Genomic DNA, 22476 nt, shown 5'->3' on the forward strand with positions numbered 1-22476 from the left:
ATTTGGATTTAGATTTAAGCAGCGCTTAATTTATCACCTTCCTGAATGACTGTCATTAGATGATGAGTAATCTTCATACGACCGTATGACCGCAGGCTGACAATTGAGAAAAGATATCATATGATATTGGTTATCATTATCGATTTGAGAGATGAAACCATGTTGCAGCGAGCGCTGGGAAGTGGCTGGGGAATTGTGGTGCCTGGAGTGATTGTTGCTGTGCTGATGCTGGCGGATTTATCAGCCAATGCGTGGCGAATGGTGATTGTTCTGGGCTTATTACTGACACCCGCCATGCTTTACCATAAGCGTTTACGCCATTTTATTTTATTGCCTTCAGGCGTTGCTCTGGTTGGCGCAATGATGCTGATGCTATTGAATCTAAAGATGATGATGTAACAGGGGAGCAATACAGGGAGAGAATAAGATATCTGGTGCGAGGGGGGGGACTTGAACCCCCACGTCCGTAAGGACACTAACACCTGAAGCTAGCGCGTCTACCAATTCCGCCACCTTCGCACAGTCATCTTACTTTTTGATATCGCCTCGTTGGTGCGAGGGGGGGGACTTGAACCCCCACGTCCGTAAGAACACTAACACCTGAAGCTAGCGCGTCTACCAATTCCGCCACCTTCGCACAGTGCGAGCGATATCAACGTGGTTTATGGTGCGAGGGGGGGGACTTGAACCCCCACGTCCGTAAGGACACTAACACCTGAAGCTAGCGCGTCTACCAATTCCGCCACCTTCGCATACCATCGATACTCTTGAAGTATCGTTACCACGGAGGCGCATTCTAGATGTTTTCAACTTTTCGTCAATAGTTAATTGCACAGACTGAGGCTGATCGCTGTAAAAATGGGCGCGTCGTGACGAGGTGGTGAAATTTGCCCGATGAAGGATTCCACCGGGCCTGCGGGTTATTTTAACGCCTGGCGCGTCATTACCGTACGGTACACTTTGAATCGGCCTGTCTGCGCAATGACTTCATGGAAACCGAACGTTTGATCCAACACATCCGGGTAAGGCAGGAAGGCGTTTGCAACAATTCGCAGCTCGCCACCGCTGTTCAGATGGCGTACCGCACCGCGAATCAGCGTTTGTGCGGCTTCCTGGCTGGTTTGCAAACCATCATGGAATGGCGGATTGGAGATGATCATGTCAAAGCGACCCGTGACTTCCGAGAAGACATTGCTGGCGAAAACGTCACCTTCAAAACCGTTCGCCGCAAGCGTTGCGCGGCTGGCTTCTACCGCCGGGGCGGAAACATCGCACAGCGTCAGGCGCACTTTCGGCGAATGGCTGGCCAGGACCGTTGCGAGCACACCCGCGCCACAGCCCACATCCAACACTTTCCCCTTGGTATGCGGCGTAAGCGTCGACAGCAGAAGCTGGCTACCGACATCCAGACCGTCGCGACTGAATACGCCCGGCAGGGTTTTAATCGTCAGGTTATCCAGCATGTATTCGCCCCAGAAACTGTTCGCATCGAACTGCGGCTGCTTCTCAAGACGACCGTGGTACAGCCCACAGCGACGGGCGCTATCGACTTTATTCAGCGGACAAAACTCAGCCAGCATCTGTTCGGCACTGCGCACACCGCTACGGTTTTCGCCCACCACAAAAATGTCGCTGCCCACTGGCAGTAGCGACAGCAGGTTCATCAACTGAAACAGGGCTTCCGGTTTATTTTTCGGCCAGTAGTAAATAAGCGTGTCGCTGTTACCGACGGTCTCGCTATCGGCGACCAGGCTATAACGGGCGTGTTCACCCATCTGCGGGCTTAAGGTCTGCCACTGATGGAATTGTTGCGTCCAGGCACGGCTTTCAGCGGTGTCCAGGCGAGCGGGCAGGTCATCCTGCAAATCGCCGGCAAATAAAATACGGCTTGGTTCGAAATCATCACTGTGGCGCAGCAAGACTTCACTTGCCGGGGTATAAGCAGACATGAATGGTTCCTCTTTAAATTCAGGCGGCGATTATACACGTTATCCTTCAAACTGCCTCTTTGTTGGCTGCGTCTTCATCCCCCGGTTAATCTCCACGGGAGCCTCATTCTTGCCGCCTCGGCGTAGTATGAATGATTTTGTGTATGCCCGTTATCTTACGCGTTGCGTCTTTACTGGCTGCGTGTTGATGGCGCAATTTCGTCGAGTTTGTTATATTTGCGCGCCTGATACAGGAGTGTTTCACCATGACTTCCCGACGCGACTGGCAATTACAGCAACTGGGTATTACCCAGTGGACCTTGCGACGCCCGGCGGCGCTGCAGGGGGAAATTGCTATTTCGCTGCCCGCGCATATCCGGTTGGTGATGGTTTCACCAACTTTGCCGATGCTGAGCGATCCGTTGGTCAGCGATGTGCTGCGCGCGCTAACCGTGACAGAAGATCAAGTCCTCCAGTTGACGCCCGATCGTGTCGCCATGCTACCGCCCGAAAGCCAGTGCAACAGCTGGTGGTTGGGTGTTGAAGCGCAGCAGGCGCTGGCGGGTGCTCAGGTTGCGACGCCGTCGGTTGATGAGCTACGCACAAATCCTGCGGCTCGCGCCGCGTTATGGCAACAAATCTGCGAACATGAACACGATTTCTTCCCTCAGCACGGCTGATTTAGCCCGCGCATACCAAATAGAAACACGGGCGCATGCCTTCCCCTGGAGCGAAAAAACGCTGGCCAGTAATCAGGGCGAACGCTATCTCAACTACCGGTTGATGGTCGGGAATGAAATGGCCGCATTTGCCATTACCCAGGTGGTGCTTGATGAAGCCACGCTGTTTAACATCGCCGTTGATCCGGCCTGGCAGCGTAAAGGGTTGGGGCGTCAGTTGCTGGAACATCTGATTCATGAACTGGAAGCTCGCGACGTGCTGACGCTGTGGCTGGAAGTCCGCGCCTCTAACGTTGGCGCTATCGCACTGTACGAAAGTTTAGGTTTTAACGAAGCGACCATTCGCCGTAACTATTACCCCACTGCCAATGGGCGTGAAGACGCGATAGTGATGGCTTTAGCAATTTAAAAAGGTGATGTAATGAAATGGGACTGGATACTCTTTGATGCTGACGAAACGCTGTTTACCTTTGATGCGTTTGGCGGCTTACAACGGATGTTTCTTGACTATAGCGTGACATTCACCGATCAGGATTTTGCAGAATATCAGGCTGTTAACAAACCGCTATGGGTGGATTACCAGAACGGTGCTATCAGCGCATTGCAGTTGCAGACCCAGCGCTTTCAGAGCTGGTCTGAACGCCTGAACGTCCCTGCTGGTTCGCTTAACGACGCATTTCTGAATGCGATGGCCGAAATCTGCGCACCACTGCCAGGCGCAGTATCATTACTGAACAGCCTGAAAGGCAAAGCGAAACTCGGCATCATCACTAACGGTTTCACCGCCTTGCAGCAAATTCGCCTGGAACGTACCGGTCTTCGCGACTATTTTGATTTATTAGTGATTTCAGAAGAAGTCGGTGTGGCGAAGCCCGATGCGAAGATTTTTGATTACGCGCTGCAAAAAGCGGGTAATCCGGATCGCGCCCGCGTGTTGATGGTTGGCGATACGGCGGAATCCGACATCCTCGGCGGCATTAACGCCGGGCTTTCGACCTGCTGGTTGAATGCGCACGATCGCGCGCTTCCTGAAGGTATCAACCCGACCTGGACCGTCACGTCCCTGAACGAACTGGAGCAACTCCTGTGTAAACATTGATTGTCTGCACTCCGCCGTTGAGTACAATAGCCGCATTTTTCGTATTTCATCGCGAGGCCTCAGGCCGCGCAATTACACAGAAGATTTCATTATGACGTTGTCTCCTTATTTACAAGAGGTAGCAAAGCGCCGCACGTTCGCTATCATCTCGCACCCCGATGCCGGTAAAACCACCATCACTGAAAAGGTGTTGCTGTTCGGACAGGCGATTCAAACCGCCGGCACGGTAAAAGGCCGCGGCTCCAGCCAGCACGCAAAATCCGACTGGATGGAGATGGAAAAGCAGCGTGGTATCTCTATTACCACCTCCGTGATGCAGTTCCCGTATAAAACCAGCCTGGTCAATCTGCTGGATACCCCGGGGCATGAAGACTTCTCCGAAGATACTTACCGCACACTGACGGCGGTGGACTGCTGCCTGATGGTTATCGATGCGGCAAAAGGGGTTGAAGATCGGACCCGTAAGCTGATGGAAGTCACCCGTCTGCGCGATACGCCGATCCTGACCTTTATGAACAAACTCGACCGTGACATCCGCGATCCGATGGAACTGCTGGATGAAGTGGAAAACGAGCTGAAGATCGCCTGTGCGCCGATTACCTGGCCGATTGGCTGCGGTAAGTTGTTCAAGGGCGTTTATCACCTTTATAAAGATGAAACCTACCTGTATCAGACAGGGCAGGGCCACACCATCCAGGAAGTGCGCATCGTTAAAGGCCTGAACAACCCGGATCTGGATAAAGCCGTGGGCGAAGATCTGGCACAGCAGCTGCGCGATGAGCTGGAGCTGGTGCAGGGCGCATCGAACGAGTTCGATAAAGAGCTGTTCCTGAGCGGCGAAATCACGCCGGTCTTCTTTGGTACCGCACTGGGTAACTTCGGCGTCGATCATATGCTGGATGGTCTGGTGGAATGGGCGCCTGCGCCAATGCCACGTAAAACCGACACCCGCGAAGTGAAAGCAGATGATGACAAATTCACTGGCTTTGTCTTTAAAATTCAGGCCAACATGGACCCGAAACACCGCGACCGCGTGGCGTTTATGCGCGTGGTTTCTGGCCGTTATGAAAAGGGCATGAAGCTGCGCCAGGTGCGCACCGGCAAAGATGTGATTATCTCGGATGCTCTGACCTTTATGGCTGGCGATCGCTCGCATGTAGAAGAAGCCTACCCGGGTGACATTATTGGTCTGCATAACCACGGGACGATCCAGATTGGTGACACCTTCACCCAGGGCGAAATGATGAAGTTCACCGGTATTCCGAACTTCGCACCGGAGCTGTTCCGCCGTATTCGCCTGCGTGACCCGCTGAAGCAGAAACAGTTACTCAAAGGTCTGGTTCAGCTTTCAGAAGAGGGCGCGGTGCAGGTGTTCCGTCCTATCGCCAACAACGATCTGATTGTCGGCGCAGTGGGTGTGCTGCAGTTTGACGTGGTGGTTTCCCGTCTGAAGAGCGAATACAACGTGGAAGCGGTGTACGAGTCTGTGAACGTGGCGACAGCGCGCTGGGTTGAAAGCACTGACGTGAAGAAATTCGAGGAATTCAAACGCAAGAACGAAATCCAGCTTGCGCTCGATGGCGGTGATAACCTGACCTACATCGCCCCAACGATGGTAAACCTGAATCTGACACAGGAACGCTATCCGGAAGTGACTTTCCACAAAACTCGCGAGCATTAATCCTTCTGCAGAGCACGGTAGACGCCGTGCTCTGTCACTTCTCCTGTCTAATTAGCCCCTTGCGGATTGTTCTTAAAACCCGTCATTTCGCCTCCATTTGTTCGTTTTTTACCCACCCGGCCATGATTTTTGTCGATTGTGATCTATATTTAACAAAGTGATGACAAATCGGGTGGATAAAAGTCCTGTTCAATGCGTGAAGTAGAGTCTTTTATCCACTCATTTCTTCACAAAGGAATATTAACAACTGCTTTAGCACGATGTGCGACAGGATTGTAAACGCGCCATCAGTTGCTGAATTGGGTGGTTTTCACCACAGCAGTAGAGCGGCACACGTTGCTGCTTGTGGCCCAAATAGTGGGCAAACCAACAGGAAGAACATCGATGACTATGAAAAAACTGACTATTTCCAAAACTCTGCTGGCCGTAATGCTGGGCTCTGTTCTGGCAAGTGGTTCCGCATTCGCTGCGGAGACTACCACCGACAAAGCGCAAAATGCTGCTTCCAGTGCAGGGGAATCAATCGATAGCTCAATGAATAAAGTCGGTGGTTTCATGGATGACAGCACCATCACCGCGAAAGTCAAAGCGGCGCTGGTGGATCATGAAGACATTAAAAGTACGGACATCTCCGTTAAAACGGACAAAAAAGTGGTCACGCTGAGCGGCTTCGTTGAAAGCCAGGCGCAGGCAGAAAAAGCCGTCTCCGTCGCAAAAGGCGTCGAGGGCGTGGCTTCTGTGAGCGATAAGCTGCATGTGCGTGACGGCAAAAACAAGACCATGAAAGGTTATGCGGGTGATACCGCTACCACCAGTGAAATCAAAGCAAAACTGCTGGCCGACGATGTTGTCCCTTCCCGTAAGGTGAAGGTTGAAACCACCGATGGCGTGGTGCAGTTGTCCGGTACCGTAGATTCACAGGCACAAAGTGAACGCGCTGAAAGTATCGCCAAAGCAATCGACGGCGTTAAAAGCGTGAAGAACGATCTCAAAGTGAAGTAACTAATCCTGAAAACGTCACTACCCGGCGCAAGCCGGGTATGACAAGCACGTACCAGGAAAAACATCGCCGGTGGGCATCCTGAGCGCTCATCTTAAGCGGTTGAAATTAACTATGGTAAAGGAGAGTTTTATGTTTCGTTGGGGCATTATATTTCTGGTTATCGCGTTAATTGCCGCCGCACTGGGCTTTGGTGGTCTTGCGGGTACGGCAGCAGGGGCCGCGAAAATTGTCTTTATCGTCGGTATTATCCTGTTCCTCGTCAGCCTGTTTATGGGTCGTCGGCGTCCATAGCGTATTACACGCTTAAATTTCGGTTACATTAAAGCCAGTCCTTGTGACTGGCTTTGCTGTTTCGGCTGCGGGAAAAGTGCGCTACTTTGAGATATTCAGCGCATCAATTAAGGAAAGCAGAGTGGGCCAGCATATTCCCGTTACGCTCGGCAACATCGCGCCGCTGGCGTTAAAACCCTTTCGTCCGGGTCGGCTCGCTCTCGTATGCGAGGGCGGTGGGCAGCGAGGTATTTTTACCGCTGGCGTTCTGGATGAGTTTATGCGTGCGGAATTTAATCCTTTCGATCTCTATTTTGGCAGCTCTGCCGGTGCGCAAAACCTTTCCGCTTATGTCTGCAATCAACCTGGCTACGCACGCAAAGTGATCATGCGCTACACCACGTCGCGGGAATTTTTCAATCCGGTGCGCTTTGTGCGCGGCGGCAACCTTATCGATCTCGACTGGCTGGTTGAATCGACCTCAAGCCAGATGCCGCTGGCCATGGACTACGCCGCGCGGATTTTCGATGCGGGCAAAGAGTTTTACATGTGCGCCTGTCGTCAGGATGATTACTCCGCAGCCTATTTCTCCCCTACTCATCAGACATGGCTTGATTTGATTCGTGCTTCCAGCGCGATCCCCGGCTTTTATCGTCCGGGCGTGATGCTTGATGGCATTAATTATCTCGACGGCGGTGTCAGCGATGCCATTCCGGTGCAGGAGGCGGCAAAACGCGGCGCGAACACGATTGTGGTGATCCGTACCGTACCGTCACAGATGTACTATACGCCCCAGTGGTTCAAACGGATGGAACGCTGGCTGGGAGAGAGCAGCCTGCAATCCTTAATTAATCTGGTGCAGCACCATGAGAAAAGTTACCTGGCGATCCAACGCTTTATCGAAGCACCGCCGGGTAAACTGCGTATTTTTGAAATCTATCCGCCTAAGTTGTTGAAGAGCATGGCGCTGGGTAGCCGTTTACCGGCGCTGCGCGAGGATTATAAAATCGGGCGTTTATGCGGGCGCTATTTCCTGGCGACGGTGGGCAAATTGCTGGCGGAAACCCCGCCGCTGGTGCGCCACTCGCCAGTTATCGCGCCTGCGACGCGTGTTGTTCCACCGGCTGCGGTGGCCAACGACGCGCTGGATACGCCGCTGGTCAGCGTCGTGCAGGCCAACGATTTACCCATCAATAAAGAGGATACGGCGTGAGTTTCCGCTTTACCGATACCCACTGTCATTTCGATTTCCCGCCGTTTGCCGGCGATGAAACAGCGAGTATCGCCCGTGCGGGCGACGCCGGCGTGGAGCGCATTATTGTTCCGGCGATCGCCGCCCGTTATTTTGATCGCGTTTGCCACTTAGCACGCCAGCATACCGCGCTGTATGCCGCGCTGGGGCTACACCCGATTGTGATTGAAGAGCACAGCGAGGAAAGCCTGCAACGGCTTGAACAGATGCTCGCGGCAAAGCCCGAGAAAGTGGTGGCGATAGGGGAAATTGGCCTCGATCTTTACCGCGACGATCCGCAGTTTGAGCGCCAGCAGCAGGTGTTAGACGCGCAACTAAAATTGGCAAAACGCTTTGATCTGCCGGTGATCCTCCATTCACGCCGCACGCATGACAAGCTGGCGATGCATTTAAAAAAACATGATTTACCTCGCCGTGGCGTAGTGCATGGTTTCGCCGGTAGCCTGCAACAGGCGCAGCGCTTTGTTGAACTGGGCTATTGCATCGGCGTGGGCGGCACCATTACCTACCCGCGCGCCAGTAAAACCCGTGACGTAATGGCGCAGTTGCCGCTTTCTGCATTACTGCTGGAAACGGATGCGCCGGATATGCCGCTCAATGGTTTTCAGGGCCAGCCCAATCGGCCAGAGCGTGCCGCGCAGGTGTTCGATACGTTGTGCGAGCTACGCCGCGAAGCGCCGGATGTCATCGCACACGCACTGCTGGAAAACACGCAGCGGCTCTTTGCACTACAGATATAGCGCCGGGCGCAGCACGCTTTTCACACCGCGCTCCAGTAGCGCCTGCGCCAGCGGTTCCACATCCTCCGGCGTGGCGCTGCGCCAGGTCTGCGCCTCACCGTACACGCCATGCGCATGAAAGGCATTAAGCCGCACTGGCACCTCGCCGAGTTGATGAATAAAGGCGGCCAGCGCATCGATATGTACCAGATAATCGCTCTGTTCCGGGATCACCAGCAGGCGCAGCTCCGCTAATTTCTTCTCTGCTGCCAGTAACCGCAGGCTGGCTTTCACCTGCACGTTATCCCGTCCGGTGAGAAAACGGTGCCGCGCATTGCCCCAGGCTTTGAGATCGATCATCGCGCCGTCGCAGACCGGCAACAGCTTGCGCCAGCCGGTTTCGCTGAGCAACCCGTTACTGTCCACCAGACAATTCAGATGGCGCAATTGTGCGTCATGGCGTAATGCGGAGAACAGCGCATGCAAAAAGGGCAGTTGCAGCGTTGCTTCGCCGCCGCTGACGGTGATGCCTTCAATAAACAGCGCCACTTTGCGAATCTGCGCCACAACCTGTTCAACCGTCATGCTCTGCGCCGTCGGCGTGGCGTGCTGCGGGCACATGCGCAGGCAAGTGTCGCACTGCTCGCAACGCGCAGCGTTCCATTCCACTTGCCCTCCATTAATGGAGAGCGCGTGCTGCGGGCAACCAGCGACACAATCGCCGCAGTGGTTGCAGTGGCCAATGGTCCACGGGTTATGGCAGTTTTTACAGCGCATATTGCAGCCCTGTAAAAACAGTGCCAGCCGGCTGCCTGGTCCGTCCACGCAGGAGAAAGGGAGGATTTTACTGACGAAAGCGCATCTGCTGTTCATGGCTGACCACGCGGGGTTGTCGTTCCAGAATATGCGTGTTACGCGCTGCCTCTTCACCCAGCCAGGTGGTATTGGTGCGTGAGCCTTCGACCCGGAATTTCCTGAGATCTGACAGGCGCACCATGTAACCGGTGACGCGAACCAGATCGTTACCGGCTACGTTAGCGGTGAACTCGCGCATGCCGGCTTTAAACGCACCAAGGCAGAGCTGGACAACGGCTTGCGGGTTGCGTTTCACCGTTTCATCGAGGGTCAAAATATCGCTGATCCCGGCCTGATACCACGCATGATGCGGTGCGACGGCGAGCAGATGGGTAATCGGATCCGGCTCGTTGCCATAAGGCAGCCGCGCGCCTGGCGTGGTGTCGGTGTCGGAGCTAATACCCGATTGCGCATGGAGCATGGCGCGCTGCCGCCAGCCGTATTTTACCGGCGTGTTTGCCACAAAGCTCGCCAGTTGTTCACTGATGCGATAACCAAGTGCGTTGGCTTGTTCATCTTTGCCGTAGCGCGCGGCGAGACCGGCTTTTTCACAAAGCGTATTGACCGCTTCGGCCAGCCCATACATACCAAACATGGGCACAAAACGGTCGGCAGAAATCAGCCCTTCCTGCACAAGGAAGCTATGCTCAAAGAAGCCGGATTGCTGATACAGAAAATCGCAGCGGGCATCAATAATTGCCATTTGCTGCTGGCAATAGTGTGGCAATTGATGGGTGAAGAAATCCTCCAGCGACGCGCTGCGTTCCGCGATCGCTTTCAGATTGAGGCGTACCAGCGTACTGCCGCCGCCGCCCAGCGGCAGAGAGTTATAGCAACTCACAATGCCATAACCGCCTTTTGTGAAAATATTATCATGCACCGGGCCGTTGGCGATGTGCGGTTTGCTGCACTCGCAGATATTACGCGCCACCTCCAGTAGCAGATCATCCGGCGTAATATCCGGGTCATAGATAAAGGTTAAGTTTGGCGCAACCTGCTTCAGTTCTGCATCGGCGCGTAAAATAGCACGCGTAACCGGAGTGTCGAATGGGCCAATATTGGCATGCATAAAAGCGTCTGGCAGCGTTCTGTCGAGGTAGCGCCAGAAACGTTTTATGCGGATATCGATCTCCTGTTGTGTTAGAATTCTCACATATGGTTGTAGCAGGGCATCAAGCTGGCCGAGATAAACAGGCATTGATGTCACTGATGGAACATGGTGGTAGAGGATCGTCAGCAACGAGAGGGCGTCATCAAGATCTTTTGCCCCTTCCAGCTCCAGCCAGGCGGAACCGTTAGCAAGAAATTTAGCGTAATCCGGTAGCACATAACGCGGTTTGTAAGGGGCGTGGCCTTCAAACATATCGCAGATGGCGCCCTCATCAAGTGCTGCGCGTGCCGCTTGCGGCAACGCCGGATAGGGCAGGGCGTTTTCCGCTTCCAGCGCCAGGAAGTGGCGTTTTTGTTCCGGTGTGAGTGTTGGGCTGGTAACAATCTGCTGGCAGCGTGACAGCAATAAAGGATCAACAGACGGGGACATCATCGTTCCTCTTATTTCCTTGAGTGATGGCGATGAGTGTACGGAGCCAGCTGTTTGTCGCTTTTGATCCCGTCCCCTGTCAGCGCAATCATTACTGATGTGAATTTAAAAGTTTGATCAATGTCCCATTATGGTTTTGCAAACGTGAATTTAACTTTCATTAACTGTGATGGGTGTCGAAGTGTGAATGTGGGTTGATGTTAAAATACTAACAAACCCGAACAGAAAACCGGCATTACGCCGTCGGAGAGAATTATGAGTGATTTAACGGCAAGCAGCCTGCGTGCGCTGAAACTGATGGACCTGACCACCCTGAATGATGATGATACCAACGAGAAAGTCATCGCCCTGTGTCATCAGGCAAAAACCCCGGTGGGCAACACCGCCGCCATCTGTATCTATCCGCGTTTTATCCCGATTGCGCGCAAAACCCTGCACGCGCAAGGTACGCCGGATGTGCGTATCGCAACAGTGACCAACTTCCCGCATGGTAACGACGATATCGACATCGCGCTGGCTGAAACGCGCGCCGCCATTGCTTACGGTGCTGATGAAGTTGATGTGGTGTTCCCGTACCGTGCGCTGATCGCCGGTAACGAGCAGGTAGGTTTCGATCTGGTGAAAGCCTGTAAAGAGGCTTGCGCGGCGGCGAACGTGCTGCTGAAAGTGATTATTGAAACCGGTGAGCTGAAAACGGAAGCATTGATCCGTAAAGCGTCTGAAATCGCCATTAAAGCCGGTGCAGATTTCATTAAAACGTCGACCGGTAAAGTGCCGGTAAACGCGACCCCGGAAAGCGCACGTATCATGATGGAAGTGATTCGCGATATGGGCGTTGAGAAAACCGTTGGTTTTAAACCGGCTGGTGGCGTACGTAGCGCGGAAGATGCGCAGCAGTATCTCGCCATTGCTGACGACCTGTTTGGTGCCGATTGGGCCGATGCCCGTCATTACCGTTTTGGCGCCTCCAGCCTGCTGGCAAGCCTGCTGAAAGCGCTGGGCCACGGCGACGGTAAGAGCGCAAGCAGCTATTAATTTGTCATTGCCGGGTAGCGTATTGTTACCCGGCCTCAATGGATTTTCCGGCTTTATTCCTCAGGGGGTTACCTTGTTTCTCGCTCAAGAAATTATTCGAAAAAAACGCGATGGTCTCGCGCTGAGTGATGAAGAAATCCGTTTCTTTATCAACGGAATACGCGATAACACCGTTTCTGAAGGGCAGATTGCTGCTCTGGCAATGACCATTTTCTTCCACGACATGACGATGCCGGAGCGTGTTTCGCTGACCATGGCGATGCGAGATTCAGGCACCGTTCTGGACTGGAAACCGCTCGATCTTAACGGCCCGGTGGTGGACAAACACTCGACCGGCGGCGTGGGCGATGTCACCTCGTTGATGCTTGGCCCGATGGTGGCGGCCTGCGGCGGCTATATTCCGATGATTTCCGGGCGTGGCCTTGGCCATACTGGCGGCACGCTCGACAAACTGGAAGCGATCCCGGGGTTTGATATCTTCCCGGAAGATAACCGTTTTCGCGAGATTATTAAGGATGTTGGTGTGGCGATTATCGGCCAGACCAATTCGCTGGCTCCGGCGGATAAACGTTTCTACGCCACCCGCGATATCACCGCGACGGTGGACTCTATTCCGTTAATCACCGCTTCTATCCTCGCCAAAAAACTGGCCGAGGGGCTTGATGCGCTGGTGATGGACGTCAAAGTGGGTAGCGGGGCATTTATGCCGACTTACGCCCTCTCTGAACAACTGGCGGAAGCGATTGTTGGTGTTGCCAACGGCGCGGGCGTGCGGACTACCGCGCTGCTGACCGATATGAACCAGGTGCTGGCTTCCAGCGCGGGCAACGCAGTGGAAGTGCGCGAAGCGGTGCAGTTCCTGACCGGTGAATACCGCAATCCGCGCTTGTTTGACGTCACTATGGCGCTGTGCGTGGAGATGCTGATCTCCGGCAAACTGGCGAAAGATGACGCCGACGCACGGGTGAAGCTGCAAGCGGTGCTGGATAACGGTAAAGCGGCTGAGGTTTTTGGTCGTATGGTTGCGGCGCAAAAAGGGCCGCACGATTTTGTGGAAAATTACGCCAAATACCTGCCTACCGCGACGCTGAGTAAAGCGGTGTACGCCGATGATGAAGGCTTTATCACGGCGATGGATACGCGCGCGCTGGGCATGGCGGTGGTGTCGATGGGCGGTGGTCGTCGCCAGGCGTCGGACACTATTGATTACAGCGTGGGCTTTACCGAGATGGTGCGTCTGGGCGAACGCGTTGATGGTCAGCGCCCGCTGGCGGTTATCCACGCTAAAGACGAAGCCAGCTGGCAAGAGGCTGCGCAGGCGGTGAAAGCGGCCATTGCGATGGGCGACAGCGCACCAAAAGAGACACCGACGGTCTATCGCCGCATTACTGAATAGCGGTATACTGATCTGATCGCTTTTTTACAAAGCACAAGGTACGGAGAACATATGAAACGTGCATTTATTATGGTGCTGGACTCTTTCGGCATCGGCGCGACCGAAGACGCGGAGCGCTTTGGCGACGTGGGTTCCGATACCCTCGGTCACATCGCTGAAGTTTGCGCGAAAGGTGAAGCCGACACCGGGCGCAAAGGCCCGCTGAATTTACCCAATCTGACCCGTCTGGGTCTGGCGAAGGCGCACGAAGGCGCAACAGGTTTTATTCCTGCCGGGATGGACGCTAACGCGGAAATCACCGGTGCTTACGCATGGGCGCATGAGCTCTCTTCCGGGAAAGATACGCCGTCAGGACACTGGGAAATCGCCGGTGTGCCGGTGCTGTTCGACTGGGGCTACTTTAGCGACACCGAGAACAGCTTCCCGCAGGAACTGCTGGATAAGCTGGTGAAACGCGCTAATCTGCCGGGTTATCTTGGCAACTGCCACTCGTCCGGTACGGTGATCCTTGATCAGCTCGGCGAAGAGCACATGAAAACCGGCAAACCGATTTTCTACACCTCTGCCGATTCGGTGTTCCAGATTGCCTGCCACGAAGAGACCTTTGGTCTGGATAAGCTGTATGAGCTGTGCGAAATCGCGCGTGAAGAGCTGACCGAAGGCGGCTACAACATTGGCCGCGTGATTGCGCGTCCATTTGTTGGCGATAAAGCAGGTAATTTCCAGCGTACCGGTAACCGCCATGACCTGGCCGTTGAACCACCGTCAGCCACCGTGCTGCAAAAGCTGGTCGAAGAGAAAGATGGCCACGTGGTTTCGGTCGGTAAAATTGCCGATATCTATGCCAACTGCGGCATCACCAAAAAAGTGAAAGCCACCGGCCTGGATGCGCTGTTTGACGCCACCATCAAAGAGATGAAAGAAGCCGGTGATAAGACCATCGTCTTTACTAACTTCGTCGATTTTGACTCATCATGGGGCCATCGTCGCGACGTGGCGGGTTATGCGGCCGGGCTTGAGTTGTTTGACCGTCGCCTGCCGGAACTGATGGAATTGGTTGGCGAAGACGACATCCTGATCCTTACCGCCGATCACGGCTGCGATCCGACCTGGAAAGGCACTGACCACACCCGCGAGCATATTCCGGTGCTGGTCTACGGCCCGAAAGTGAAACCGGGCTCGCTGGGTCACCGTGACACCTTTGCGGATATTGGTCAGACGATTGCGAAGTACTTCGGCGTCTCTGATATGGAATATGGCAAGGCCATGTTCTGATGATTTTGGGCGGGAGCTTCCCGCCCTTTCTGTTTCAACGACAACGACATAAAGGAATTGACGATGGCTACCCCACATATTAATGCCGAAATGGGCGATTTCGCTGACGTAGTGTTGATGCCGGGCGACCCGCTGCGTGCAAAACATATTGCGGAAACTTTCCTCGAAGACTACCGCGAAGTGAACAACGTGCGCGGCATGCTGGGTTACACCGGCACCTACAAAGGCCGCAAAATTTCTGTTATGGGCCACGGTATGGGGATCCCGTCCTGCTCCATCTACACCAAAGAGCTGATCACCGATTTCGGCGTGAAAAAAATCATTCGTGTCGGCTCCTGCGGCGCGGTGCGTATGGACGTGCAACTGCGTGACATCGTGATTGGGATGGGTGCCTGCACCGACTCCAAAGTGAACCGTATGCGTTTCAAAGATCACGATTTCGCAGCGATTGCGGATTTCGATATGGTGCGTAACGCGGTTGATGCGGCAAAAGCACTGGGCGTAGACGCGCGCGTGGGTAATCTGTTTTCCGCCGATCTGTTCTACTCCCCGGACGGTGAAATGTTCGACGTGATGGAAAAATACGGCATCCTGGGCGTGGAAATGGAAGCGGCAGGCATTTACGGCGTAGCGGCGGAATTCGGTGCGAAAGCGCTGACCATCTGCACCGTTTCCGACCATATTCGTACCCACGAGCAGACCACTTCCGCTGAGCGTCAGACCACGTTCAACGACATGATCAAAATTGCGCTGGAATCTGTCCTGCTGGGCGATAAAGCGTAAGTATCTTTTCTAAGGGCAGGTTCTCTGCCCTTTTTATCAATTCATTTTAATGCCCATAGTTTTTATTATTCCCTTTTAATTCAGAAAAATAGACCTATAAATTTATTCAAGTATCTATTCATAAATCTATTCACTGATGAGTTCGCTTACCGATCTTCTGTAAGGGCCCCAGCCGCGATGGCGTTGCGTAAGGCATTAAAGATTAGTCAGGCCACGTTTTCACGGCTGGTTGCCACCGAGCCACAGGTGCTGCAATTTGGTAAAGCACGTGCTGCATGCTATGCCTTGTTACGCCCTGTACGCAGTGTTGAACGGTTTGCATTACGCCGAATTAATGAACAACGTCATGTTTACAAGTGGGGCGAATTACACACATGTTGGCCCCTGGGCCGCTGTCTGGTCACATTAGAAGAAGGGGGCTGGCAGTGGTTTGACTGTCTGCCATGGTATCTCATCGATCTGCGACCTCAGGATTTTTAGGACGGTTATGGGGACGAAATATCGCGCGTCAGTTTGGCTTGCATACGATATGTTGCCGATGGCATTTGCCCCCGTCAGTTCGGGAGCAACGCTATGGAACTGGCGCTGGATACCTCGGTCAGCAAGGCAGCGTGGAATTTCGCCATCCCACCGGCGCAAACATTCAGGCAGACAGTGGCGGCAGATGATCGCATCAGTGAGGCGTTTCGCCATATCGCCCGACAAATGGGTGATAAAGTCGCCCAACTGGAACAGATAGCGTAACGGATGGCGTAGTCGGCCACTCAGAGAGGCTAACGTACTGCGCTTGCAATCCATGCGGAAAGCTCGCGAAGTTCTTGTTCCTGCTCCGGAAAATCGACTAACAGTGCATCACACTCCTGCGCCAGCATATCCGCGCGGTAGAGGCAGCCCTGCAAACGTGCCGCCAGCGCTTCTAACGGCGCGGGGTTCAGGCTGTCGGTAAACACCTGCGTGCGGGTGATGTGCCCTTTTTCCACATCAAAATGGAGCTCCACGCCGCCCCAGGTAAACCGTTCATCCAACAGATGGCTGAACGCCGGGGCCTGGCCGAAATTCCACTCCCAGCTGCTCTGGCGGGCAAAGGTTTCGGCAAAATTGGGCAAGTCCGGGGTTTTATCCGGCGAGATAACCTCCGCCGTAACCCGTTCGCCATAGTGAGCGAAGAAGGCTTCGGTGATCGCTTCACAGATTTGCTGATGGGTAATGCCCGGCAGCAACTCCACCAGATTCGCCACGCGCCCACGCACCGACGTAATGCCTTTGGCTTGCAGCTTTTTCTTGTCCGGATTGAGGTAATTGGCCAGGCGGCTGAGATCGGCATTCAGCAGCAACGTGCCATGGTGGAATCCACGATCTTTGGTTTCACGGTAGGCAGAACCGGACACCTTACGATCGCCTTCCGCCGTTTTCACTACCAGGTCGTTGCGCCCGGAAGCTTCTGCGGTAACGCCTAGTGAATTCAGAGCATTAAGCACAATCGACGTGGAGATGGTTTTGTCGTATTCCGGCTTTCCCGCCATGAAAGTGAAACAGGTATTGCCGAGGTCGTGGAACACCGCACCGCCGCCGCTACTGCGCCTTGCCAGCCGCACGTTATCTTCTTCCATGCGGCGGGTATTGCACTCTTTCCACGGGTTTTGCGCCCGCCCAATCACCACCGTGTCCGCGTTGCGCCATAAGAACAGTACGCGTTGCGTGGCGGGCATCTGGCGGAAAATGCACTCTTCCACCGCCAGGTTGAACCAGGGATCGTACGAGTCAGAGATAAGCAGACGGAGCGTCGACATAGCAGATTTCCTTTCTGTAACCTGTAATTTTTACCGGTAGCGGTTAGAGCGACTCTTTCTTTTGCTGCTCTTCTTCTTCCGGTACGGATTTGTTGGCCGTCAGCAAAAACGGCGACTGCTGCCAGCGCGTGCGTTTGCCCTGCAACAGGGTGCGCGTCAGCACTACGCCAATGGCCAGCGACAGCAGCAACATCAGGCGCAGAATATTGGTGGTGTTATCCACCTGTTTGGCTTCTGTCGCCAGCGTGTGCGTATCCAGCGTAAGGCGCAGGTAGCCCAACGGACCGCTCTTTCCCTGAATCGGCTCAACAATTTGCTGGTTGAAATAGCCGCCTGCTTTTTTGCCGTCCAGCGCCAGCCTGTCGCGCACATCAATACTTTCGCCGGAGCGCGCGATCAGATCCCCTTGCGCATCGTACACCCCTGCATCCAGAATGCGGCTCTCTTCGGTGAGCTGGCGCAGCACGACGTTGATCCGTTTTTCGTCCGGGGTTTCTGTGCGCATCAGCGGCGTGAGATTCAGCGTTACCTGGCGCGCCAGCGTTCTCGCCAGCTCTTCAAACTGCGGATTGCGCTGACGCTGATGGCTTTGGCTGAACCAGGATGCGCCCTGCATCAGCGCGACCAGCAGTGCCAGACAGATGAGGACGATTACGGCGCGATGCAGCCGAAATTTAAGTTTTGCGCGAGCCATATTCCACCTGTTGAAAATTTGAGGCTTAATGTTGCCAGAAGCGCTGGTTACAAGGTAGCCTCATGCGTTATTTTCCCCTCCGATGCTTTCTGGCGCGAACGTTTTTACAGGAGCTTTAATGCCTAATAGTTTGACCTGGTGCGATCTGCCCGATGATGTTTCTCAGTGGCCGGGATTGCCGCTCTCTTTAAGTGGTGATGAGGTAATGCCTCTGGACTATCACGCTGGTCGCAGCGGCTGGCTACTGTACGCACGTAATCTGGATAAGCAACGTCTGACGACCTATCAGCGCAAATTGGGGGCAGCAATGGTGATTGTTGCCGCGTGGAGCGTTGACGATTATCAGGTTCTTCGTCTGGCGGGTTCGTTGACGCCGCGCGCGACGCGCCTGGCGCACGACGAAGGTATGGACGTCGCCCCGCTGGGGAAAATCCCGCATCTGCGCTCGCCAGGGCTGCTGGTGATGGACATGGACTCCACCGCCATTCAAATCGAGTGCATTGATGAAATCGCTAAACTTGCCGGCACCGGCGAAATGGTGGCGGAAGTGACCGAGCGGGCGATGCGCGGCGAACTCGATTTTGCCGCCAGCCTGCGCAGCCGTGTGGCGACGCTGAAAGGCGCGGACGCCAATATTCTGCTGCAAGTACGCGAAAAACTGCCGTTAATGCCAGGCCTTGTGCAACTGGTGTTGAAGCTGGAAACATTGGGCTGGAAAGTAGCCATCGCCTCGGGCGGCTTTACTTTCTTTGCCGATTATCTGCGCGACAAGCTGCATTTGACGGCGGCAGTTGCCAACGAACTTGAGATCATGGACGGTAAATTCACCGGCCAGGTATTGGGCGATATCGTGGATGCGCAGTTCAAAGCCAACACGCTGAAGCAACTGGCTGAAAAATATGAAATCGCGCCGGAGCAAACGGTGGCGATTGGCGATGGCGCGAACGATTTGCCGATGATCAAAGCCGCCGGGCTTGGCATCGCGTTTCATGCCAAACCCAAAGTGAATGAGAAGGCGGAAGTCACCATTCGCCACGCCGATCTGATGGGCGTATTTTGTATTCTTTCCGGCAGCATTAATAAGAAGTAGAGGTTATTGTGGCGAAAGCTCCCAAACGCGCGTTTGTCTGTAATGAATGCGGTGCGGATTATCCGCGCTGGCAGGGGCAGTGCAGCGCCTGTCACGCATGGAACACCATTACGGAAGTGCGTGTTGCCGCTTCGCCCACCGTGGCGCGTAATGAGCGTCTTTCCGGCTATGCGGGGAGCGCTGGCGTATCAAAAGTGCAGAAGCTGGCGGATATCAGCCTCGAAGAGCTACCGCGTTTTTCCACCGGTTTTAAAGAGTTTGACCGCGTGCTCGGTGGCGGTGTTGTGCCCGGTAGCGCGATTCTGATTGGCGGCAACCCCGGTGCGGGGAAATCCACATTGCTGTTGCAGACGTTGTGTAAGCTCGCCGAGCAGATGAAAACGTTGTATGTCACCGGGGAAGAGTCATTACAGCAGGTGGCGATGCGCGCGCACCGTCTGGGGCTGCCGACCGGCAATCTCAATATGCTGTCGGAAACCAGCATCGAACAAATCTGCATGATCGCCGAAGAGGAACAACCGAAGCTGATGGTGATCGACTCGATTCAGGTCATGCACATGGCCGACATTCAGTCGTCGCCCGGCAGTGTGGCGCAGGTGCGTGAAACGGCGGCCTATCTGACGCGCTTTGCGAAAACGCGCGGTGTGGCGATTGTGATGGTCGGCCACGTCACCAAAGATGGCTCGCTGGCGGGACCAAAGGTGCTTGAACACTGTATTGACTGCTCGGTGCTGCTCGACGGTGATGCGGATTCGCGTTTTCGCACCTTGCGCAGCCATAAAAACCGTTTCGGCGCGGTTAACGAACTCGGCGTATTCGCCATGACCGAGCAGGGGCTGCGTGAAGTCAGCAACCCCTCGGCGATTTTCTTAAGTCGCGGCGATGAAGTCACCTCCGGCAGTTCGGTGATGGTGGTGTGGGAAGGCACACGCCCGCTGTTAGTTGAAATTCAGGCGCTGGTGGATCATTCGATGATGTCAAACCCGCGCCGTGTGGCGGTGGGACTGGAGCAAAACCGTCTGGCGATTCTGTTGGCGGTGCTGCATCGCCACGGCGGCTTGCAGATGGCGGATCAGGATGTGTTCGTCAACGTGGTCGGCGGGGTCAAAGTGACCGAAACCAGCGCCGATTTAGCGCTGTTGCTGGCGATGGTTTCCAGCCTGCGTGACCGGCCGTTACCGCAGGATTTAGTGGTGTTTGGCGAAGTCGGGCTGGCAGGCGAAATTCGCCCGGTGCCCAGCGGCCAGGAGCGCATTTCGGAGGCCGCGAAGCATGGCTTCCGTCGCGCGATAGTTCCGGCAGCGAATGTGCCGAAAAAAGTGCCTGAAGGAATGCAAATTTTCGGCGTGAAGAAGCTCGCGGATGCGCTAAGTGTCTTTGACGACTTATAATTGGCTAATGTTTTTTTGCAGGAGGCAACAATGTCGTCATTCGACTACTTAAAAACCGCGATTCGCCAGAAAGGCTGCACGTTACAGCAGGTAGCCGATGCCAGCGGTATGACCAAAGGCTATTTGAGCCAGCTGCTGAATGCCAAAATTAAGAGCCCCAGCGCGCAAAAACTTGAGGCTCTGCACCGCTTTCTCGATCTTGAGTTTCCCCGTCGGCAGAAAAGCATTGGCGTAGTCTTCGGTAAGTTTTACCCGCTGCACACTGGTCATATCTACTTGATCCAGCGCGCCTGTAGCCAGGTGGATGAACTGCATATCATTCTTGGTTATGACGAAACCCGCGATCGTGAGTTGTTTGAAGACAGCGCGATGTCCCAACAGCCGACGGTAAGTGATCGCTTGCGTTGGCTGCTACAGACCTTTAAGTACCAGAAAAATATCCGTATTCATGCCTTTAACGAAGAGGGGATGGAGCCGTATCCGCACGGCTGGGATGTCTGGAGTAAAGGCATCAAAGCGTTTATGACCGAAAAAGGCATCACGCCAAACTGGATTTACACCTCCGAAGAGGCTGATGCGCCGCAGTATCGGCAACATCTGGGAATTGAAGCGGTGCTGGTCGATCCAAAGCGCACCTTTATGAATATCAGCGGTTCGCAAATCCGCGAGAACCCCTTCCGTTACTGGGATTATATTCCGACTGAGGTAAAGCCCTTTTTTGTGCGCACGGTGGCGATTCTGGGCGGAGAATCCAGCGGTAAATCAACATTGGTAAATAAGCTCGCCAATATCTTCAATACCACCAGCGCATGGGAATATGGCCGCGATTACGTCTTTTCTCATCTTGGTGGTGACGAAATTGCGCTGCAATATTCTGATTATGACAAAATTGCCCTCGGACATGCGCAGTACATCGATTTTGCCGTGAAGTACGCCAATAAAGTGGCGTTTATCGATACGGATTTTGTCACCACGCAGGCGTTCTGCAAAAAATATGAAGGCCGCGAGCACCCTTTTGTTCAGGCTTTAATTGATGAATATCGTTTTGATCTGGTGATCCTGCTGGAAAATAATACGCCGTGGGTGAGTGATGGCCTGAGAAGCCTCGGCAGTTCAGTCGATCGCAAGGAGTTTCAGGATTTATTGGTGTCGATGCTGCGGGAAAATAATATCGAGTATGTACGTGTTGAAGCCGCAGATTATGACTCGCGTTTTTTACAGTGCGTCGAACTGGTTAAACAGTTAATGGGGCCGTAGTCTGAAATGGCAGGCCGGTCTGGTATATTCCGCGGCCTGTATATCGGTTAGTTTGCAGGTTGATTGCGAAAATTTTTCCAGCGATTATGTACCTGCGTCAGCGTAGCGATTGATGGCTGATTCACCTTTCTCAACATATTATATTTATGCGTACTGACCGTTTTTATATCCAGCCCGCTGTGGATTAGCATACTTTTCTTTTTACCTGCGCTAATGATATGGCTAAGCAGCAGTCTCTCTTTTCGCGTTAGCGTTATTCTGCACTCGTGGTCTTGCTTCTTCCGCCAGGATTTATAATTTAATATGCGGAATATTTCGGTTAGTTTTGTGTTTTTCTTAATTTTTAAAAATGAATGTAATAAGTAACATTCAAATGGATTGTCGCTTTTTATTATTCTGTTTAGTGTCGATAATGTCGTGATGATAATAAAGTTGTTATCAAAGTCTAAAATAACGTCGTTATTATCCAGTGTTATTTCTTTTTGCTTAATAAATGTTTGTAATCCGTTTTTAAGAAAAACATCTTCCGTGATGATATGCATTAATTATAACCATGCGTTCATTTATTAACTAAGGTAGTGCGTATCATGTTAGCGTCTGGTCTTAGCGTTAAGCAATCCAGGGACAAAATGGCGAATGCTAAAAGCATTAATCTATGGCGATGAGATTGCTGGAGATTTATTCTTTGATGTGACTTTTATTCAGGATTTTAGTTTTAGATTATTTCTGCAATGAATG

23 protein-coding genes and 3 tRNA genes are annotated in these 22476 nt (G+C 53.6%); 17 read left to right on the forward strand and 9 right to left on the reverse strand.

Annotation, left to right across the window (positions count from 1 at the left end):
* Positions 1-120 precede the first annotated feature (120 nt).
* On the forward strand, positions 121-399 hold the full coding sequence (locus tag AAIG26_RS19825; protein WP_045510071.1) for a DUF1435 domain-containing protein: 279 nt from the start codon (positions 121-123) through the stop codon (positions 397-399).
* Positions 400-432: 33 nt separating this feature from the next.
* Here AAIG26_RS19825 and AAIG26_RS19830 read toward each other — a convergent pair.
* The 4 genes from AAIG26_RS19830 to rsmC all read right to left on the reverse strand — a co-directional run bounded on the left by AAIG26_RS19830 (position 433) and on the right by rsmC (position 1949).
* Positions 433-519: transfer RNA gene (locus tag AAIG26_RS19830), tRNA-Leu, on the reverse strand.
* A gap of 31 nt (positions 520-550) precedes the next feature.
* A tRNA-Leu gene (locus tag AAIG26_RS19835) sits at positions 551-637 on the reverse strand.
* A 28-nt stretch (positions 638-665) separates the two neighbouring features.
* A tRNA-Leu gene (locus tag AAIG26_RS19840) sits at positions 666-752 on the reverse strand.
* Positions 753-920: 168 nt separating this feature from the next.
* Positions 921-1949 (reverse strand): 16S rRNA (guanine(1207)-N(2))-methyltransferase RsmC, encoded by a 1029-nt coding sequence (rsmC, locus tag AAIG26_RS19845; protein ID WP_097406935.1) that lies wholly within the window; start codon positions 1947-1949, stop codon positions 921-923.
* 245 nt (positions 1950-2194) lie between these two features.
* On the opposite strand from rsmC, the gene AAIG26_RS19850 reads away from it, so the two are divergent.
* The 8 genes from AAIG26_RS19850 to AAIG26_RS19885 all read left to right on the forward strand — a co-directional run bounded on the left by AAIG26_RS19850 (position 2195) and on the right by AAIG26_RS19885 (position 8653).
* Positions 2195-2608, forward strand: coding sequence for a DNA polymerase III subunit psi (locus AAIG26_RS19850; RefSeq protein WP_343181317.1), 414 nt, complete (start codon positions 2195-2197; stop codon positions 2606-2608).
* Positions 2577-3017, forward strand: a complete 441-nt coding sequence (gene rimI / locus AAIG26_RS19855; RefSeq protein ID WP_020456459.1) for a ribosomal protein S18-alanine N-acetyltransferase — start codon at positions 2577-2579, stop codon at positions 3015-3017. Before AAIG26_RS19850 ends, rimI begins: the two co-directional genes overlap by 32 nt.
* 12 nt (positions 3018-3029) lie before the next feature.
* Positions 3030-3707: a pyrimidine 5'-nucleotidase gene (yjjG, locus tag AAIG26_RS19860; RefSeq protein WP_045510062.1), complete on the forward strand. Its 678-nt coding sequence runs from the start codon at positions 3030-3032 to the stop codon at positions 3705-3707.
* A gap of 91 nt (positions 3708-3798) precedes the next feature.
* Positions 3799-5388, forward strand: a complete 1590-nt coding sequence (gene prfC, locus AAIG26_RS19865) for a peptide chain release factor 3 (protein ID WP_020456461.1) — start codon at positions 3799-3801, stop codon at positions 5386-5388.
* A gap of 384 nt (positions 5389-5772) precedes the next feature.
* On the forward strand, positions 5773-6390 hold the full coding sequence (gene osmY / locus AAIG26_RS19870) for a molecular chaperone OsmY (RefSeq protein ID WP_020456462.1): 618 nt from the start codon (positions 5773-5775) through the stop codon (positions 6388-6390).
* A 130-nt stretch (positions 6391-6520) separates the two neighbouring features.
* Positions 6521-6682, forward strand: a complete 162-nt coding sequence (locus tag AAIG26_RS19875) for a DUF1328 family protein (protein WP_007373037.1) — start codon at positions 6521-6523, stop codon at positions 6680-6682.
* A 121-nt stretch (positions 6683-6803) separates the two neighbouring features.
* A complete protein-coding gene (locus tag AAIG26_RS19880) occupies positions 6804-7874 on the forward strand; it encodes a patatin family protein (protein ID WP_097406938.1) in 1071 nt (356 codons plus the stop codon).
* Positions 7871-8653, forward strand: a complete 783-nt coding sequence (locus tag AAIG26_RS19885) for a TatD family hydrolase (protein ID WP_343181320.1) — start codon at positions 7871-7873, stop codon at positions 8651-8653. The genes AAIG26_RS19880 and AAIG26_RS19885 overlap by 4 nt, the downstream gene beginning before the upstream one ends.
* Here AAIG26_RS19885 and AAIG26_RS19890 read toward each other — a convergent pair.
* Both AAIG26_RS19890 and AAIG26_RS19895 read right to left on the reverse strand, forming a co-directional pair.
* The gene (locus tag AAIG26_RS19890) at positions 8642-9505 is read right to left on the reverse strand and encodes a YjjW family glycine radical enzyme activase (protein ID WP_343181321.1); all 864 of its coding nucleotides are present in this window, start codon (positions 9503-9505) and stop codon (positions 8642-8644) included. The genes AAIG26_RS19885 and AAIG26_RS19890 overlap by 12 nt on opposite strands.
* The gene (locus AAIG26_RS19895; RefSeq protein ID WP_343181378.1) at positions 9477-11027 is read right to left on the reverse strand and encodes a YjjI family glycine radical enzyme; all 1551 of its coding nucleotides are present in this window, start codon (positions 11025-11027) and stop codon (positions 9477-9479) included. The genes AAIG26_RS19890 and AAIG26_RS19895 overlap by 29 nt, the downstream gene beginning before the upstream one ends.
* 255 nt (positions 11028-11282) lie before the next feature.
* Between AAIG26_RS19895 and deoC the strand changes: the two genes are divergently transcribed.
* The 5 genes from deoC (at position 11283) to AAIG26_RS19920 (ending at position 16260) form a co-directional block, all read left to right on the forward strand.
* Complete coding sequence (deoC, locus tag AAIG26_RS19900; RefSeq protein WP_343181322.1) at positions 11283-12062, forward strand: deoxyribose-phosphate aldolase; 780 nt, start codon at positions 11283-11285, stop codon at positions 12060-12062.
* 73 nt (positions 12063-12135) lie between these two features.
* On the forward strand, positions 12136-13458 hold the full coding sequence (gene deoA / locus AAIG26_RS19905; RefSeq protein ID WP_343181323.1) for a thymidine phosphorylase: 1323 nt from the start codon (positions 12136-12138) through the stop codon (positions 13456-13458).
* 51 nt (positions 13459-13509) lie between these two features.
* On the forward strand, positions 13510-14733 hold the full coding sequence (gene deoB / locus AAIG26_RS19910) for a phosphopentomutase (RefSeq protein ID WP_020456469.1): 1224 nt from the start codon (positions 13510-13512) through the stop codon (positions 14731-14733).
* 63 nt (positions 14734-14796) lie between these two features.
* Positions 14797-15516 carry a purine-nucleoside phosphorylase gene (gene deoD / locus AAIG26_RS19915; protein ID WP_017457844.1) on the forward strand — a complete coding sequence of 240 codons (720 nt, stop codon included), beginning with the start codon at positions 14797-14799 and terminating at the stop codon, positions 15514-15516.
* 573 nt (positions 15517-16089) lie between these two features.
* Positions 16090-16260 carry a hypothetical protein gene (locus AAIG26_RS19920; protein ID WP_343181325.1) on the forward strand — a complete coding sequence of 57 codons (171 nt, stop codon included), beginning with the start codon at positions 16090-16092 and terminating at the stop codon, positions 16258-16260.
* 29 nt (positions 16261-16289) lie between these two features.
* Here the strand turns inward: AAIG26_RS19920 and lplA are convergent, their stop codons facing one another.
* Together lplA and AAIG26_RS19930 are read right to left on the reverse strand one after the other, a co-directional pair.
* Positions 16290-17306 (reverse strand): lipoate--protein ligase LplA, encoded by a 1017-nt coding sequence (lplA, locus tag AAIG26_RS19925; RefSeq protein ID WP_020456471.1) that lies wholly within the window; start codon positions 17304-17306, stop codon positions 16290-16292.
* Positions 17307-17349: 43 nt separating this feature from the next.
* Entirely contained in the window at positions 17350-18000 is a 651-nt protein-coding gene (locus AAIG26_RS19930; RefSeq protein WP_020456472.1) for a YtjB family periplasmic protein, read from the reverse strand.
* A gap of 118 nt (positions 18001-18118) precedes the next feature.
* On the opposite strand from AAIG26_RS19930, the gene serB reads away from it, so the two are divergent.
* The 3 genes from serB to nadR are packed head-to-tail and all read left to right on the forward strand — an operon-like array spanning position 18119 to position 21738.
* Complete coding sequence (serB, locus tag AAIG26_RS19935; protein WP_017457847.1) at positions 18119-19090, forward strand: phosphoserine phosphatase; 972 nt, start codon at positions 18119-18121, stop codon at positions 19088-19090.
* 8 nt (positions 19091-19098) lie between these two features.
* Positions 19099-20481, forward strand: coding sequence for a DNA repair protein RadA (radA, locus tag AAIG26_RS19940; RefSeq protein WP_020456473.1), 1383 nt, complete (start codon positions 19099-19101; stop codon positions 20479-20481).
* Positions 20482-20511: 30 nt separating this feature from the next.
* On the forward strand, positions 20512-21738 hold the full coding sequence (gene nadR / locus AAIG26_RS19945) for a multifunctional transcriptional regulator/nicotinamide-nucleotide adenylyltransferase/ribosylnicotinamide kinase NadR (protein WP_343181326.1): 1227 nt from the start codon (positions 20512-20514) through the stop codon (positions 21736-21738).
* Positions 21739-21785: 47 nt separating this feature from the next.
* Here the strand turns inward: nadR and AAIG26_RS19950 are convergent, their stop codons facing one another.
* Positions 21786-22280: a hypothetical protein gene (locus tag AAIG26_RS19950; protein WP_097406946.1), complete on the reverse strand. Its 495-nt coding sequence runs from the start codon at positions 22278-22280 to the stop codon at positions 21786-21788.
* Positions 22281-22476: the final 196 nt, after the last annotated feature.

Source organism: Kosakonia sp. PSU_27 (genome assembly GCF_039409795.1).
Lineage (GTDB): Bacteria > Pseudomonadota > Gammaproteobacteria > Enterobacterales > Enterobacteriaceae > Kosakonia.

What these genes read in the sequence shown, in the direction of transcription:
- AAIG26_RS19875 (WP_007373037.1), top strand. Translation starts at nt 6,521, where the DNA reads ATGTTTCGTTGGGGCATTATATTTCTGGTTATCGCGTTAATTGCCGCC.
- serB (WP_017457847.1), top strand. Translation starts at nt 18,119, where the DNA reads ATGCCTAATAGTTTGACCTGGTGCGATCTGCCCGATGATGTTTCTCAG.
- AAIG26_RS19890 (WP_343181321.1), bottom strand. Translation starts at nt 9,505, where the DNA reads ATGAACAGCAGATGCGCTTTCGTCAGTAAAATCCTCCCTTTCTCCTGC.
- AAIG26_RS19920 (WP_343181325.1), top strand. Translation starts at nt 16,090, where the DNA reads ATGGAACTGGCGCTGGATACCTCGGTCAGCAAGGCAGCGTGGAATTTC.
- deoB (WP_020456469.1), top strand. Translation starts at nt 13,510, where the DNA reads ATGAAACGTGCATTTATTATGGTGCTGGACTCTTTCGGCATCGGCGCG.
- osmY (WP_020456462.1), top strand. Translation starts at nt 5,773, where the DNA reads ATGACTATGAAAAAACTGACTATTTCCAAAACTCTGCTGGCCGTAATG.
- prfC (WP_020456461.1), top strand. Translation starts at nt 3,799, where the DNA reads ATGACGTTGTCTCCTTATTTACAAGAGGTAGCAAAGCGCCGCACGTTC.
- rimI (WP_020456459.1), top strand. Translation starts at nt 2,577, where the DNA reads ATGAACACGATTTCTTCCCTCAGCACGGCTGATTTAGCCCGCGCATAC.
- AAIG26_RS19850 (WP_343181317.1), top strand. Translation starts at nt 2,195, where the DNA reads ATGACTTCCCGACGCGACTGGCAATTACAGCAACTGGGTATTACCCAG.
- yjjG (WP_045510062.1), top strand. Translation starts at nt 3,030, where the DNA reads ATGAAATGGGACTGGATACTCTTTGATGCTGACGAAACGCTGTTTACC.
- AAIG26_RS19895 (WP_343181378.1), bottom strand. Translation starts at nt 11,027, where the DNA reads ATGTCCCCGTCTGTTGATCCTTTATTGCTGTCACGCTGCCAGCAGATT.
- nadR (WP_343181326.1), top strand. Translation starts at nt 20,512, where the DNA reads ATGTCGTCATTCGACTACTTAAAAACCGCGATTCGCCAGAAAGGCTGC.
- rsmC (WP_097406935.1), bottom strand. Translation starts at nt 1,949, where the DNA reads ATGTCTGCTTATACCCCGGCAAGTGAAGTCTTGCTGCGCCACAGTGAT.
- deoD (WP_017457844.1), top strand. Translation starts at nt 14,797, where the DNA reads ATGGCTACCCCACATATTAATGCCGAAATGGGCGATTTCGCTGACGTA.
- AAIG26_RS19825 (WP_045510071.1), top strand. Translation starts at nt 121, where the DNA reads ATGATATTGGTTATCATTATCGATTTGAGAGATGAAACCATGTTGCAG.
- AAIG26_RS19950 (WP_097406946.1), bottom strand. Translation starts at nt 22,280, where the DNA reads ATGCATATCATCACGGAAGATGTTTTTCTTAAAAACGGATTACAAACA.
- AAIG26_RS19930 (WP_020456472.1), bottom strand. Translation starts at nt 18,000, where the DNA reads ATGGCTCGCGCAAAACTTAAATTTCGGCTGCATCGCGCCGTAATCGTC.
- lplA (WP_020456471.1), bottom strand. Translation starts at nt 17,306, where the DNA reads ATGTCGACGCTCCGTCTGCTTATCTCTGACTCGTACGATCCCTGGTTC.
- deoC (WP_343181322.1), top strand. Translation starts at nt 11,283, where the DNA reads ATGAGTGATTTAACGGCAAGCAGCCTGCGTGCGCTGAAACTGATGGAC.